Below are 13,235 nucleotides of genomic sequence, written 5' to 3' on the forward strand. Positions count from 1 at the left end.
AACCGGATGGCCGGCTCGCGGGTCGCATCGGTATGCGTCTTTTCACGGGGGTCTGCTGCGTCCTGCTGCTCGCCGGCTGCTCCGCCACGGCCGAACCGGCGGGTCCGGCCAGTCCGGCCAGTCCGGCCGATCCCGCGCCGACCACGGCGGCATCGGTGTGCGGCGACCCGGAGCTCACCGGCAAGGCGGTGCGCTTCCCGGGCAAGACCGGCGCCGAGCTGGGCGGCTACCTGGTCGGCACCGGCGGCGTCACGCTCGTGCTCGCCCCGCAGGCCAGCGCCACGAGCTGCTCGTGGCTGTCGTGGGCCAAGGGCAAGGCGGCGGCGGGGTACCGGGTGCTGGCGTTCGACTTCAACGGCGAGGGCACCTCCCGCCGCGCCGACACCGGCAAGAACTCCGACGACGTGGCCGCCGCGGCCGCCTACGCCCGCACCGGCGGCTCCGGCAAGGTGGTGCTGATCGGCGCCTCCCGCGGCGCGACGGCCACCCTGATCGCGGCGGCCGCGATGACCCCGCCGCCGGCCGCGGTCATCAGCCTCTCCGGGCCCTCCAGCTACGGCGGGGAGAGCGCGCTGGACGCGGTGCCGAAGCTGACCGCACCGGTCCTGTACGTCGCGGCCAAGGGCGACACCGGCTTCGCCGACACCGCGCAGGCGATGCACGACGCCACCCCCGGCCAGTCCCGCAAGCTCGTGCTGGTCGAGGGCAGCCTGCACGGCACGGCCCTGCTCACCATCACGGCCGAGGGTGCCCCGGAGGCGACCAAGGCCGTCGACGACTACCTGCGCACCACCGCCCCGCCGGCCTGAGCGGGCCGGCGGGGCGGTGGTGCGATCGGTCAGTACACCTCGATGATGTTGTTGTTGATCCCGTCGAGGACGGCGGTGATCTGGGTGTAGCGCAGGGTCGTGCTCACGGTGACCGGCAGCGCGAGGGTGTCACCGGCGTAGGTGACGGCGCCGCCGACCGTGCTCAGGTGCAGCAGGCTCGCGTTGACGGACCGGATCGCCGTCGCGGCGTTGACGCGCTTGCTCGCCAGGTTGAGGTACGTGGTGAGCAGTTGCTGGCCGAGCACGCTGCGGACCGGGTTGAACACGTCCAGGCGGAAGGCCGCGGTGGCCTCGGCCGTGGACAGCGCCCCGTCCTTGTTGGTGTCGTAGCGCTGGTCGGTGGCCTGGATCCGGGCGAGCAGCTCCGGCGTCCACGCCGACGGGTGCAACGTCCACCACGCCAGGTTCACCGCGTTGCGGGTCGACGGGGTCACCGCCAGGGTGGTGGTGGCCGCCGCGGTCACCGGCGTGAACGTGCACGCCGCGGTCGCGTTGCTGTAGCGCACGGCCGAGTTCACCGGGTACGCCGTCCCGGTCGCGGCCAGCAGGCTGGACCGGACGGTGAACGCGATCGTCCGGTCGCCGGAGTTCGCCGGGACCGTCCCCACGTTCCAGGTCAGGGTCCGGCTGCCGTCGGCGTTGAGCGTCACCGTGCTCGGCTTCGGGCCGGCGCCCTGGTCGAGGGCGGTGCTGTAGTACAGGCCGGCCGGCACGGTCGCGGTGACCGCCACGCCCGAGGCCGCGCCGCCGCCGGTGTTGGCGTAGACGACCGTCTCGGTGATCGGGGCGGCGGCGTCCGCGGTGGCCGTGGCGCTCGACCGGACCGTCAGCTTCGGCGCGCGGATCACCGTTGTCGCGCTCGCCGTGTTGTCGCTGCGCAGCGGGTCGGGAATGCCGGCACTGTCGGTACCGTCGACGCTGATGCGGTTCGTGAGCGTCGTGCCGTCCGGGGTCCCGCACGGCACCAGGTAGCTGAACTTCGGCGCCACCGTGGTGGAGGCCCCGTTGCCCAGGTCGGCCAGGGTCCGCTGCTGGGTCGTGCCGTCGGGCATGGTGTCGGTCAGCGTGATGCCGGACGCCGGGCCGGGGCCCAGGTTGCGCACGCCCACCGTGTACGTGAGCGTGTCGCCGCCGGTCGCCGTGGCCTGGTCGGCCGCCTTGGTGACCGCCAGGTCCGCCTTCTGCGTCATCCTGCGCAGGTCGTCGACGGTCAGCTCCTGCGGGCCGCCCGGCCGGTCGCCGTCGGCGAAGTAGGTCGTGTTGAGCCGCGGGTTGTACTGCAGGCCGGCCCAGTCGTCGTAGCCGCTGTACTGCTGCGCCACCGGATCCTGCGGGCAGGCGTCGCCCTTGGCCTCGAACCAGTTGATGTCCGGCACGGCGACGTCGGTCTCGCCGGAGCCGTTGATGCCGTTCCAGTCCGTGTTGACGTTCGTGGCCGGGACGACCCGCTCCTTGCCGCCGACCGCGTAGACCAGGTTGCGGTTCGGGTTGTTGTAGACGCCCTTGGTCTCGTTCAGGTGCCCCTCGTCGAGCTTCGTCAGTAGCGCCGTGCCGCGGGCCGCACTGGCGTAGTCCATCGGGCGGGCGGTGTCGTACGTCGGGAACTGCAGCGTGTAGTTCATGATGCTCAGGTAGTTCGGCTTGCAGTTGATGTCCTCGTTGCCGCCGTGCCCGAGGCCCAGCGTGTGCCCGAACTCGTGCATGAACGTCGAGGCCTCGGCGACCCGCTTGCCGCCGGCGCGGGCGATGTCGTCGGCGTCCCAGGCCGAGCCGAGCGTGACGATGAAGTCGTTGCCGCCCCTGGCCGTGGCCGTCGAGTCGTACTCGGCGCGGCCCGAGGACCGCTTGGCCTCGCTGTAGCTGTTGGCGAAGATCATGTAGCGGTACACCTGGCGTTTGGCGTTGAGGATGTTCACGCAGTTCGGGCTGGCCCGGTCGGCCGCGGTGCCGAAGTGCCCGCTGCAGGCGCCGGCCGTCATGACGACCGGGTTGCCCGCCTTGAGGTCGTTGAAGTCGTCCTCGAGCCCCGGCCCGTCGGAGGAGAACTTCACCTCGAAGACGATCGGCATCTCCTCGTCCAGCGAGGCGTGCAGGTTGATGCCGAGGAAGTCCGTGCCGGTGTTGCCCTTCGGGTCGATCGGCGCCTCGTTGAACGCCTTGACCACGTCGGGCAGCACGTTCCCGTCGGGCTTGTGCCCGGCCATCCAGTCCGCCTCGACGAACAGGTCCTTGCGCCACGGCGTGGCGTTGTACGGCGCGTCGCCCAGCGCCAGGTCCACCGTGCCGTCGTTGTTGACGTCCAGCCCCCGGCCCGGCGTCTCCCAGGCGTTCATGATGCCGTCGCCGTCGCTGTCGGTGGTCTTCGCCAGGTCCAGGCACGCCGGAGTGGTGATGGAGAAGTACCCGCGCGCCGAGTCGGCGCCGCTGCCCTCGCTCACCCCGGCCAGGGTCGGCAGGTTCGCGCCCTGCTGCGTGGTCAGGTTCCCGCCGGTGAAGATGCACGTGTTCAGGTCGAACTTCAGGTCCAGGTAGTCCCCGCCGTTGACCCAGTGGATGACGTCGTCCTGGCTGGCGTCGTCCTGGTCCCACAGCTCGAGGTGGATGTCGACCGGGCTGCGGCTCATGTCGACCGTCGCCGTGCGGGTCCAGTTGGTGTTGAAGTCCGAGCCGTGCGCGCAGCAGAAGTCGTCGCTGCCGTCGTACAGCCCCTGGCCGTCGAGCTCGAACTTCGGGTAGTAGTCGTTGCCGCACGACTCCCCGTCGCCCTCGTCGCAGTGCAGTTCCTGGACGCGGTACAGGCTCACGGTCAGCTGGACCGTGTCGGCCGCGAACGCCGGGCCGGGCGCGGACGCCGCGACCCAGACGACGCTCAGCAGCGCCGCGAGGAGGATGTGTGTTGTGCGCATGTGCCCACCGCATTTCGGGTGTGTGGTGAAGGAACAACCGACCCCGGACGGATCACCCCGGGGCCGGCCTGATGCGGCGTTGTCGGGTTTGCGGCATTCCCCTGGTCAGACCGCCTGTTCTAGGCGGCCAGATCGACGGGCCGGCGGTCGCGGCGGCGGGTGGCCAGCCGGTTGCCCAGCCACACCAGGCCGAGGCCGACGGCGAAGATGACGGCGTTGACGACCGCGTACGGGAACATCGCGAACCCGGTCGGGTCGGCCGGGAACGCCGAGGTGTCGCCCTTGGTCCAGGCGGCGAGGAGCTCCGCCGTCTGGAACGTGAACACGAAGTTGTGGATCGCGATGTACGTGACGAACGCCGCGAGCCGGTGCTTGATGAGGAAGCCGATCGGGAACGGCAGCAGGACCATGAGGATGAGTTCCATGCCCCGAAATGCTCCGCGCGGACCGGCCTCAAGACTTCCCGGCGGGTACTGAATCGGCGGTGCGTGCTGGCACTGATGCCCTCCGGCCCCGGCGTCGGTCATGATGATCAGATGCCGGTCCTGCTGCCCGTGGTGGTCTACCTGGCCGGCGTGGCCGGGCAGTTCGCCGCGGTCGGCGACGGCGTGCTCACCACGGCCGTGGTCGCCGCGCTGCTCGGCGTCCCGGTCGCGGCCGGCGCGCTGCTCGGGGTCCGGGCCCGCTCCAGCCCGGTCGGCCCGGCCCTCGCCTGGGTCGGCGCCGCCCCCGCCGCCGCGTTCTGGGTGGAGACCTGGGGCCGGTTCGGGGAGAACGCCTGGGTCTGGAACCTGGCCGGGTTCGTCGCGCTGTGCCTGGTCTTCCCGTCCGGCCTGCCCGCCGGGCGGCGCTGGCGGTTCGTCGCCTGGGGCGGGCCGGCCGCCGGGGTCTGCGTCCACACGCTGCTGTCCTTCGGGGGCGTTCTGCCCCTGGCCCTCGCCGCCTACCTCGTCGTCCTCCTCGTCCTCGCCGCCGCCGTCACCGCGCTCGTCCTGCACTACCGCCGCGGCGACGAGACCACGCGGCAGCAGGTGCGCTGGCTGATGCTCGGCGCCCTGACGGTCCCGGTCCTGCAGGCGGCCGGGTGGGTCGCGCAGGCCCTCGGAGCGCCGCCGGACGTCGCGTACCTGGGCCTCTTCGCCGCGCTGCTGCTCGCGCTGCCGGCGGCGATCGTGGTGGCGGTACTGCGGCATGATCTTCTTGACGTCGACCGGCTCCTCGGCTCGACGCTCGCGTGGCTGCTCACCACCGCCGCCTCGGCCGGGATCTTCGCGCTGGTCGTGACGGTCGTCGGGGAGGCCACCGGCGCCGCGTTCGCGACCGCCTTGGTGCTGCTGCCCCTGCACCGGCGCATCGACGCGCTCGTCGGGCGGTTCGTCGACCGCGACCGCTATGTCGGCGATGCCCGGGTCCAGCGGTTCGTCCAGCAGGTGCGCGACGGCGAGGCCGAGCCCGAGGGCGCGGAGGCGGTGTTCCGCGAGGTCCTCGGCGACCCCGGCCTGCGGCTGGTGCTGTGGGTGCCGGGCGGCGAGAAGGACTCGTTCGCCGACCCCGACCGGGTCGTGCCGCTGCGCTCCGCCGGCACCGACGTCGGCGAGCTGGTCCTGTCGGCGGTCTCGACCCGCCGCCTGCGCCGCGCCCGCGAGGTCGCCCTCGCCGCCCGCCTGCCCATCGAGGTCAGCCGCCTGCGCCTGGAGCTGCGCGAGGCCCTGCGCGACGTGCGCGACAGCCGCTCCCGCCTGGTCGAGGCGGCCACCGCCGAGCGCCGCCGCCTCGAACGCGACCTGCACGACGGCGCCCAGCAGCAGATCGTCAGCGTCGGCATGCGGCTGCGCTCGACCCAGCGCGGCCTCGCCCCGGACAGCCCGGCCCACCGCGACCTCGACCTCGCCGTCGAGGCGCTCGAGGCCACCATCGCCGAACTGCGCCGCCTCGCCCACGGCCTGCGCCCGAGCCGCCTCGACGACGGCCTGCCCGCCGCCGTGCACGCCCTCGTCGCCGACGCCCCGCTGCCGGTGCGGGTCAGCGTCGAAGACGTCCGGACCACCGAGTCAGTTGCCACCACGGTGTACTTCGCGATCGCCGAAGCCTGGACCAACGCCCTCAAGCACGCCGACGCCACCTCGGCCGAGATCACCGTCGCCGCCACGGACGACGGCGCCCTGCTGGTGTCGATCGCCGACGACGGCATCGGCGGCGCCGGCGACCTGACGGCGGTGCGGGACCGGGTGGCGTCCCTGGGCGGCGGCGTGAGCGTGGAGAGCCCGCACGGTGGCGGTACCCGCGTCCAGGTCCACATCCCCGGGAGCAAGTAGATGCGCATCGTGCTGGCCGACGACTCCGTCCTGTTCCGCGAGGGCATCGTCCGCCTGCTCACCGAGGGCGGCCACGAGGTCACCGCGGCCGTCGGTGACGCCGAGGCCCTCCTGCGGGCCGTCGACGAGCAGCCCTTCGACCTCGCGATCATCGACATCCGCATGCCTCCCGACATGACCGACGACGGCGCCCGGGCCGCCCGCCGCCTGCGCGAGACCCACCCGAAGCTGCCGATGATCCTGCTCTCCCAGCACGTCGAGACCCGCCACTCGGTGGACCTGGTCGCGTCCGGCGGCTTCGGCTACCTGCTCAAGGACCGCGTCCTGCGGGTCGACGACTTCCTCGACGCGGTACGCCGGGTCGCGGACGGCGGCTCCGCCCTCGACCCCGAGGTGGTCGCCGCCCTGCTCGCCCCGACCCGCCTGCTCAGTGGGCGCGAGCGCGACGTGCTCGCCCTGGTCGCCGAGGGCCACTCCAACGCCGCCGTCGCCGCACGGCTGCACCTCGCCGAGCGCACGGTCGAGAGCCACATGCGCGCAATCTTCCAGAAACTGCGCATCCCCGACACCGGCGACCGCCACCGCCGCGTCATGGCCGTCCTCACCTACCTCAGTCCCGGCCCTTGACCTGGAGCGCGCTCCAGGTGCCAGGCTCGGGGGCATGACGACTCCGCTCGTGCTCGGCGCCATGATGTTCGGCACCACCGTCGCCGAGGACACCGCGTTCGCCCTGCTGGACCGCTTCGTCGAACGCGGCGGCGAGTGGATCGACACCGCGGACTGCTACGCCTTCTGGGCAAGCGAAAACGGCCGCGGCGGGTACAGCGAGCAGGTCCTCGGCCGCTGGCTCGCCGCCCGCCCCGGCGTGCGGGTCCGCATCGCCACGAAGCTGGGCGCCGAGCCCCTCGAACCAGGCTCCTGGCCCGACCGGCGCGCGGGGTTGTCGGCACACGCGGTACAAGCGGCGTTTGCGGGAAGCCTGGACCGCCTCGGCCTGGACCGCGTCGACCTGTTGTGGCTGCACCAGGAGGACCGCTCGGTCCCGATCGAGCAGACCGTCGAGGCCCTGGCGACGCTGCCCGCGGACCGCGTGGGCGTCTCGAACTTCCCGGCCTGGCTGACCGAACGCGGCCGCGTGCACGCCCGCTCCCTCGGCGCCCGCCCGTTCGACGCGATGCAGCTCAACTGCTCGTATCTGCGCCCCCGTCCGGGCACGCTCCCGCCGGGCGTCGTGCACCGCTTCGGCGTCCTGAGCGACGAGCAGTCCGACTACGCGGCGGAGCACGGCATGGAGGTGTGGGCGTACACGCCACTGTTGTCCGGCGCCTATGACAACCCTGCAAAACCCATCCCGGACGTGTACGACCACCCGGGCAACACCCTGCGGCTCGCGGCCCTGAACGCGGTGTCGGCGGAGACGGGCGCCACGCGCGGCCAGGTCGTCCTCGCCTGGCTGGTTTCGCGCGGCGTCCGGCCGATGCTGGGCGGCTCGAAGGTCCACCAGCTCGACGCCGCGCTGGACGCCATGGACCTCAAGCTGACCGAGGAGCAGATCGTTCGCCTGGACGCGGCCGACCACTTCGAGTGGGCTAGCCCGTACGCGGATGCTCCAGGAACTCCGCGCTAGGCGCGAAGAACAGCGACCCGGTGATGGCCGTCGAATAGTCCAGAATCCGGTCGTGCTTGGCGTTGTTGCTGCCGTCGCCGCAGAACATCTGCTCGAGCATCCGCTCGGTGACATCGGGCGTGCGGGAGTAGCCGATGAAGTACGTCCCGAACTCCCCGTCCCCGACCCGCCCGAACGGCATGTTGTCCCGAAGGATCTGCCGCTCGGTCCCGTCCGGGTCAATCACACACGTCATCGCGACGTGCGAGTCGGCGGGCTTGACGGCATCGTCGAGTTCGATATCGTCGAGCTTGGTCCGCCCGATGACCGCCTCCTGTGCCTCAACTGGGAGCGAATTCCAACTCTCCAGATCGTGCAGGTACTTCTGCACAACCACATAACTCCCGCCCGCGAACGCCGCATCCTCCGGCCCGACGAGCACCGCGTCCTTCGCCTCGGCCCCGACGGGATTCTCGGTCCCGTCCACGAACCCGAGCAGATCCCGGATGTCGAAGTACTTGAACCCGTGCACCTCGTCCCGCACCGTCACCGCCCCGCGGAGCAACGCCATGATCTCGGCGGCGAGCGCAAAGCAGAGATCGGGCCGCTGCGCGCGGATGTGCAAGAGCAGATCCCCGGGTGTACTGACGGCACGATGCCTGGCCCCGTGCAGCTCCCGAAACGGATGCAGCCCGGCCGGCCTCCCACCCACGAACAGCCGATCCCAGGCGTCCGACCCGATCCCGGTGATACAGCTCAGTCGTCCGGCCTGCGCTCTGAACCCGACGGCGCGCTGGAGCTTGGCCAGCTCGGGGAGCGCATCCTGCACCTGCGCCTCACCCCCGTGGTCGATGGTGACCACGAGGAAGAGCGCGGATCGGGTGAGCGGCCCGAGTACAGCCTGCGGAATGACCTCCGACACCGCTGCTCGCTACCCCGCCCGTTCGGCCTTATTCGTCGAGGTCGGCGGGCACTTCCTGGACGATCCGGCGACTTCTCGGCACGGGGAGGTCGTCCTCGGCGGGGAGGTCGAAGAGTTCCCTCGCGATCCGGCGGTTTCTCGCCACGAGTTCGCCGACCGCGTGCGGGTCGCCCTCCCGTTGTTCTTCGACGAGCACGACGGCAAGCAGAGCCCGTCCGCGCATGGCGGCGCTCTGGTAGTGCTCGGCCTTCACCTCGGCCTGCCGGGCGCGTGTCTCCACCTCCCGGAGACGGCGCTGGAACACGGTGGCCGCGGCGGTCGCACCGATGCCGACGAGGACCACGGCCGTGATGGCGCCCAGCATGAACAATGGGAGCAGCGCGTCGGTCAGCCGGTCGACGTAGGTCAGGGCGAGCAGGATCGGCAGCGCGGCGAGGCTCAGGATCGCCAGGATGATGCCGGTCCTGTCCGGCGCCGTCCGTTGGCGCTCGTCGTTCCGGTCCATGGGTACCTCCTGGACGGTCGGGTCGATCGGGAAACGCAGCACCCTGGCGCGGACAGCCGTGTGCCGCCAGCGGGTGAGGACGAACCGCAGCCGCCAGCGCAGCCGGCGCCAGTACGGCGCCGCGCTCAGGTCGAGGCTGGATGTGCCGGTGCGCGGGACGGACAGACCGGCCGATCCGGCGTCGGCCTCGGACAGCACCCGCATTCCGTCAGTGTTGAGCCGGGCCAGCTGGTCATCCAGGACGCGATCGGCGTGGATCGACTCTGGTGCTCGGTAGCGCGGCGGTAGCAGGTGGCCAAAGCGTCTGCTCCTCAGCAGGTTCAGGCGTCGACCCCGCCGAGCATCTCGGCCGTAGGTCCGGACGGCGAGCAAGGTGGCCAGGCGCACGGCGAGCTCGCCGCCGAACGTCATCGTCGGCTGGGCCGCTCCGCCGGTCCGGGCGAGCAACCGGCGCGCCAGCTCGAGGTCGCGGCGCTGCCAGGCGGCCTCGGCGGCCAGCACGAGCCCGTCGCCGCCGAGCTCCGTCGTCGTACCGGTGCGCAGGCACCAGTCGCTGAGCCGTCCCGTGTCGCGGGCCAGCGCGAACGCGTAGCCGATCAGCAACTGGGTGTACGACGCCGTGACCCACGCCAGCGGGTCGGCCGCGCCGCGGTCGCGATCCACCGCCCGGGCCGCCGCGGCGGCGAGGTCCGCGCTGCCGGCGAGGAGGTACTCCATGATCAGCCGGCCGCCGCCGTCGAGCGGCTCGACGCGTGGCCGCCGGGTCGCGTCCGGCGCGCGGTACCAGGCCACCCGGTGCGGCTCGGCCGTTGCGGCCGGTGGCAGGGCGAGCAGGCGGTACGGCGTGACCGGCGAGGCGACCCGGAGCCCGGCCGATGCGGGCAGTCCCGCGCTTTGCCGGACCTGCAGGGCTCCATCGCAGTGGACCGCCTCGAACGCCGCCCCGACCGGCGCGGCATCCCACGGCACGACGTCGATCGCCAGACCGCGGGGCCCGTCGACCGGCGCCGCCGCGCGCGGGTCGGGCCGCAGGTCGTGCGTGTCGAAGTACAGCTCCGGCGGCGGCGTCGGGCCCTGCACGGCCAGCGGGAGAAATCCCGGCACGGCGACCCGCGCCTCGAACGGGCCCTCCGGCAGGTCGACGGGCTCGCCGGCCGCCGCCACGACGACCCTCGCGCCGACGGCGATCCGGACCGGCGCGAACCGGGCCGGCACATCCTGGTCGGCCGCCGGCGGGTGCCCGGCCGTCGTCCACCGTACGACCGTCGGGCTCACGGCACATCCGCCCCGTCGAGCGCGTTGATCCGCCGCTCCCGGTCGACGTGCAGGTCGTACGACGAGCGCTCCAGGCCGTCGCCGGTGCGCCGGACGGACGTGACCCGGTACCGGCCGGCGGGCAGCCCGAGGCTGAGACTGGAGCCGATCGTCTGCTCGATCGGCGCGCCGCCGCTCGTGCCGGTGATGGTCACGCCGAGCGGTGCCTCGCCCGGCTCGTGGTCCCAGCGCAGCTCGACGGGGAACTCCGGGGGCGGCTCCGGGCGGTTGATGCCGGCGGCGGAGTCGCGCGGGTCGACGACGGGTTCCTCGCCGTCGGCCAGCGCCGGATTGAGCCTGCGCATGGCCGGGAGGAGCAGCTCGCCGAGGCGCCGGGCGGTCACCGCGAACATCCCGCCCGGCAGCAGTTCGCCCGCGGTGTGCAGCAGCCGGTTGCGGGCCTCGCCGGCGTCGAGACCGATCAACGCCCGGGACAGGATCGTGTGCTCGCGGCCGTATCCGGAGTAGGTCCGGGTGCCCATCCGCGCCATGATCGTCACCTGGTCGACGGCGCCCGGCCGGTCCCGCTCGTCGAGGTCGGGCGCGGTCAGGCCGACGTTTCCGGTGCGGTACACGGGGATCTGCTCGCCGCGCAGCGCGCACACGTCCCAGACGAAGACGTTCGACCGGGCCCGGCAGAAGGCGAGGCTCTCCTTGATGGCGGTCAGGTTCAGCGCGAACGTGTACGGCGACTCGGTGGCCCCGGCGGGGGACAGGAACGCCCAGCGCGCGTCGCGGGCGGTCGCGACCCCGTGCCCGGCGATGTACAGGACGGCGACGTTGTCCGGGTGGCGGTTGCAGTCCTCGGTCCAGTCGTCCAGCGCGTACTGCACCCGCTCGAGGGACGCCTCGTCGCTGTCAGGCACCGTCTGGTCCGGCATCAGCGACGTCAGCAGCCGCACCGTGCGCACCGGAACGCCGGTGGGATCGCGTAGCTCGCCGGCCACGAACCGGGCGAACCGTGCCGCCACGGTCGCGGCGCCGGGCAGGTTCGCCATCACCTGCGCGCCGCCCCGCCGCCGGCGGTCGTACCGGCTGATCCCGATGACGAGCGCGTGCACCCCGGCCGCGCTCTCGCCGGGCGCCGGGCAGGCGTGGTACAGCAGCGTCCGGCCGCTGTGCGGGCAGGGCCGCGCCCCAGGGATCGGGACCGGGCTCATCCCGGGCACTTGGTGACGCCGGTCAGCTTGCTGACGTCGGCCGCGGGGATCTGCTCGACCGCGCCGCCGGGCCGCCGGACCCGCAGCGTCCCGGCGTCACGGCTGTCGAGCAGCTCGCCGCAGACCTTGGAATCGTCCGTCCGCACGAGGCTGACCTGCGGCGTCGGCGCCGAGCCGCCGAACCACAGCACGCCGACGGCCCCGGCCAGCGCGACGACGCAGACGAGGGCGAGCCCCACGGCCTCCCGCAGGTTGTCGACGGCATTGCCCGTGTTGGTGAGCCGCCGCGCGAACCAGGTCCGCTGGCCGTCCGTCGTCGTCACGTCGAACTGCTTGGGCCAGCCGTACGCCGCGAGGTAGGACCGGACGACCGCGGACACACCGGCGAGGAACGCGAGGACCACGAAACCGGCCAGCAGCCCGGTGGCCACGGCGCCGAGCCCGCTGGTGGCGTCCTTGCCGATCGCGATGCCGCTCAACCCGAACAGCCCGAGCAGCGCCGTCACGCCGCCGACCCACTTCTCGGCGGCGCCCCGCACCGTCTTCTCGTCGTCCGGATGCGCGTCGGCGAGCGCCTGCGCGACGGCGAGGTGGGTGTCGCCGAACTCCTCCACGACCCGCGGGACGACCCCCTCCGGCCGGACCCGCATCAACCACCAGCGGCCGCAGTTGCGGTGGGCGGTCTGGCCCTCGTCGTGGGTCTGCTCGCAGCGGCAGTGCACGAGCTGGACGGCCGCGGTCTGCTCCGACGGCGCGACCGAGTGCGCGATCGCGGTCGAGATCAGTTCGTGGGTGGTCGTGTCCCGGCATTCCGGGCAGGCTCCGGTCGCCGTACCGGCGTTGTCGTCGACGGTCCAGTCAGCCAGCACTCCCGGAGTGAGCTCGGCCCGCTCGTACCGGTAGGCCGTGATCGGCTGGGTCACGCAGCAAAGTATGGATGGCGATCGAGCGGTTACGGAGCGCATCACTCGACCCGTGTTGGCTACCCGATCGTCATCCCGGGCTCATCCGGTCATCGCGCCCGGCCGTGCGAACGGATGCCGGACTCCGGGTCACTGGGTGCCGAGGACGTCCACCACGAAGCGGAGGGGGCCGGTGGGCTTGCCGGAGCTGGCGTCGTCGCCGTAGGCCAGGTTGGACGGGATGTCGAGCTGGACGCGGCTGCCGACCTTGATGCCGACCAGGCCCTGGTCCCAGCCCGGGATCACGTTGCCCGTGCCGAGGGCGAAGGAGAAGGCCTCCTTGCGGCTCCAGGACGAGTCGAACTCCTTGCCCGTGGTGTACGAGACGCCGACGTAGTTGACGGTGATCGTCTGGCTGTTCGCGGTGACCGGGCCGGTGCCCTCGATGAGGGTGTTCTTCACGAGGCTGGTGAGGCCGCCGCTGCCGGCCGCGACGGTCGGCTTGGTGGACAGGGCCGGGTCGGCGCCCGGGGGGACCGGCGGGAAGGCGCCGGTGCCGGGGGCGGTGCCCGGGGTCGAGTCGTCGTTCGCGCTCACCGACAGCCAGACCACGCCGGCGATGACGACGATGACGACGGCCGCCACGATGCCGGCGATGCCCCAGTCCCGGCGGCGTTTGGCCCGCTCAGCGGCCCGCTGCTGGGCGGCCCTGGCGGCGGCCTTCTGCTGGGTCTTGGACAGGTGGGCCGGGGCGGTGGCGCGATCGTTCACGCGC

At 72.6% G+C, this 13,235-nt stretch carries 11 protein-coding genes; 4 read left to right on the plus strand and 7 right to left on the minus strand.

What is annotated here, in order from left to right; translation table 11 throughout:
• The first annotated feature begins 32 nt into the window (after positions 1 to 32).
• Positions 33 to 809: an alpha/beta hydrolase family protein gene (locus ACQPZ4_RS20250; RefSeq protein ID WP_433063293.1), complete on the plus strand. Its 777-nt coding sequence runs from the start codon at positions 33 to 35 to the stop codon at positions 807 to 809.
• A 29-nt stretch (positions 810 to 838) separates the two neighbouring features.
• Here the strand turns inward: ACQPZ4_RS20250 and ACQPZ4_RS20255 are convergent, their stop codons facing one another.
• A complete protein-coding gene (locus ACQPZ4_RS20255; protein ID WP_433063295.1) occupies positions 839 to 3,736 on the minus strand; it encodes a hypothetical protein in 2,898 nt (965 codons plus the stop codon).
• A 119-nt stretch (positions 3,737 to 3,855) separates the two neighbouring features.
• The gene (locus ACQPZ4_RS20260) at positions 3,856 to 4,161 is read right to left on the minus strand and encodes a hypothetical protein (RefSeq protein WP_433063298.1); all 306 of its coding nucleotides are present in this window, start codon (positions 4,159 to 4,161) and stop codon (positions 3,856 to 3,858) included.
• Positions 4,162 to 4,272: 111 nt separating this feature from the next.
• Between ACQPZ4_RS20260 and ACQPZ4_RS20265 the strand changes: the two genes are divergently transcribed.
• From ACQPZ4_RS20265 to ACQPZ4_RS20275, 3 genes are read left to right on the plus strand one after another with little or no spacing between them, the layout of a single operon-like run.
• Positions 4,273 to 6,051: a histidine kinase gene (locus ACQPZ4_RS20265; RefSeq protein ID WP_433063300.1), complete on the plus strand. Its 1,779-nt coding sequence runs from the start codon at positions 4,273 to 4,275 to the stop codon at positions 6,049 to 6,051.
• Positions 6,052 to 6,678 (plus strand): response regulator transcription factor, encoded by a 627-nt coding sequence (locus ACQPZ4_RS20270; protein WP_433063302.1) that lies wholly within the window; start codon positions 6,052 to 6,054, stop codon positions 6,676 to 6,678. It abuts the gene before it with no gap.
• Positions 6,679 to 6,712: 34 nt separating this feature from the next.
• Positions 6,713 to 7,678, plus strand: coding sequence for an aldo/keto reductase (locus ACQPZ4_RS20275; protein ID WP_433063304.1), 966 nt, complete (start codon positions 6,713 to 6,715; stop codon positions 7,676 to 7,678).
• On the opposite strand, the gene ACQPZ4_RS20280 is transcribed toward ACQPZ4_RS20275, so the two are convergent.
• The 5 genes from ACQPZ4_RS20280 to ACQPZ4_RS20300 form a co-directional block, all read right to left on the minus strand.
• Positions 7,641 to 8,579 carry a Dyp-type peroxidase gene (locus ACQPZ4_RS20280; protein WP_433063307.1) on the minus strand — a complete coding sequence of 313 codons (939 nt, stop codon included), beginning with the start codon at positions 8,577 to 8,579 and terminating at the stop codon, positions 7,641 to 7,643. The genes ACQPZ4_RS20275 and ACQPZ4_RS20280 overlap by 38 nt on opposite strands.
• A 28-nt stretch (positions 8,580 to 8,607) precedes the next feature.
• Positions 8,608 to 10,359, minus strand: coding sequence for a hypothetical protein (locus ACQPZ4_RS20285; RefSeq protein WP_433063310.1), 1,752 nt, complete (start codon positions 10,357 to 10,359; stop codon positions 8,608 to 8,610).
• Positions 10,356 to 11,558 carry a hypothetical protein gene (locus ACQPZ4_RS20290; protein ID WP_433063313.1) on the minus strand — a complete coding sequence of 401 codons (1,203 nt, stop codon included), beginning with the start codon at positions 11,556 to 11,558 and terminating at the stop codon, positions 10,356 to 10,358. Before ACQPZ4_RS20290 ends, ACQPZ4_RS20285 begins: the two co-directional genes overlap by 4 nt.
• On the minus strand, positions 11,555 to 12,481 hold the full coding sequence (locus ACQPZ4_RS20295) for a hypothetical protein (protein ID WP_433063316.1): 927 nt from the start codon (positions 12,479 to 12,481) through the stop codon (positions 11,555 to 11,557). The genes ACQPZ4_RS20290 and ACQPZ4_RS20295 overlap by 4 nt, the downstream gene beginning before the upstream one ends.
• Positions 12,482 to 12,610: 129 nt before the next feature.
• A complete protein-coding gene (locus tag ACQPZ4_RS20300; protein ID WP_433063319.1) occupies positions 12,611 to 13,231 on the minus strand; it encodes an FKBP-type peptidyl-prolyl cis-trans isomerase in 621 nt (206 codons plus the stop codon).
• Positions 13,232 to 13,235: the final 4 nt, after the last annotated feature.

This window comes from Dactylosporangium sp. CS-033363 (assembly GCF_050942475.1).
Classification (GTDB): domain Bacteria; phylum Actinomycetota; class Actinomycetes; order Mycobacteriales; family Micromonosporaceae; genus Dactylosporangium.

What these genes read in the sequence shown, in the direction of transcription:
- ACQPZ4_RS20290 (WP_433063313.1), bottom strand. Translation starts at nt 11,558, where the DNA reads ATGAGCCCGGTCCCGATCCCTGGGGCGCGGCCCTGCCCGCACAGCGGC.
- ACQPZ4_RS20275 (WP_433063304.1), top strand. Translation starts at nt 6,713, where the DNA reads ATGACGACTCCGCTCGTGCTCGGCGCCATGATGTTCGGCACCACCGTC.
- ACQPZ4_RS20265 (WP_433063300.1), top strand. Translation starts at nt 4,273, where the DNA reads ATGCCGGTCCTGCTGCCCGTGGTGGTCTACCTGGCCGGCGTGGCCGGG.
- ACQPZ4_RS20250 (WP_433063293.1), top strand. Translation starts at nt 33, where the DNA reads ATGCGTCTTTTCACGGGGGTCTGCTGCGTCCTGCTGCTCGCCGGCTGC.
- ACQPZ4_RS20260 (WP_433063298.1), bottom strand. Translation starts at nt 4,161, where the DNA reads ATGGAACTCATCCTCATGGTCCTGCTGCCGTTCCCGATCGGCTTCCTC.
- ACQPZ4_RS20255 (WP_433063295.1), bottom strand. Translation starts at nt 3,736, where the DNA reads ATGCGCACAACACACATCCTCCTCGCGGCGCTGCTGAGCGTCGTCTGG.
- ACQPZ4_RS20270 (WP_433063302.1), top strand. Translation starts at nt 6,052, where the DNA reads ATGCGCATCGTGCTGGCCGACGACTCCGTCCTGTTCCGCGAGGGCATC.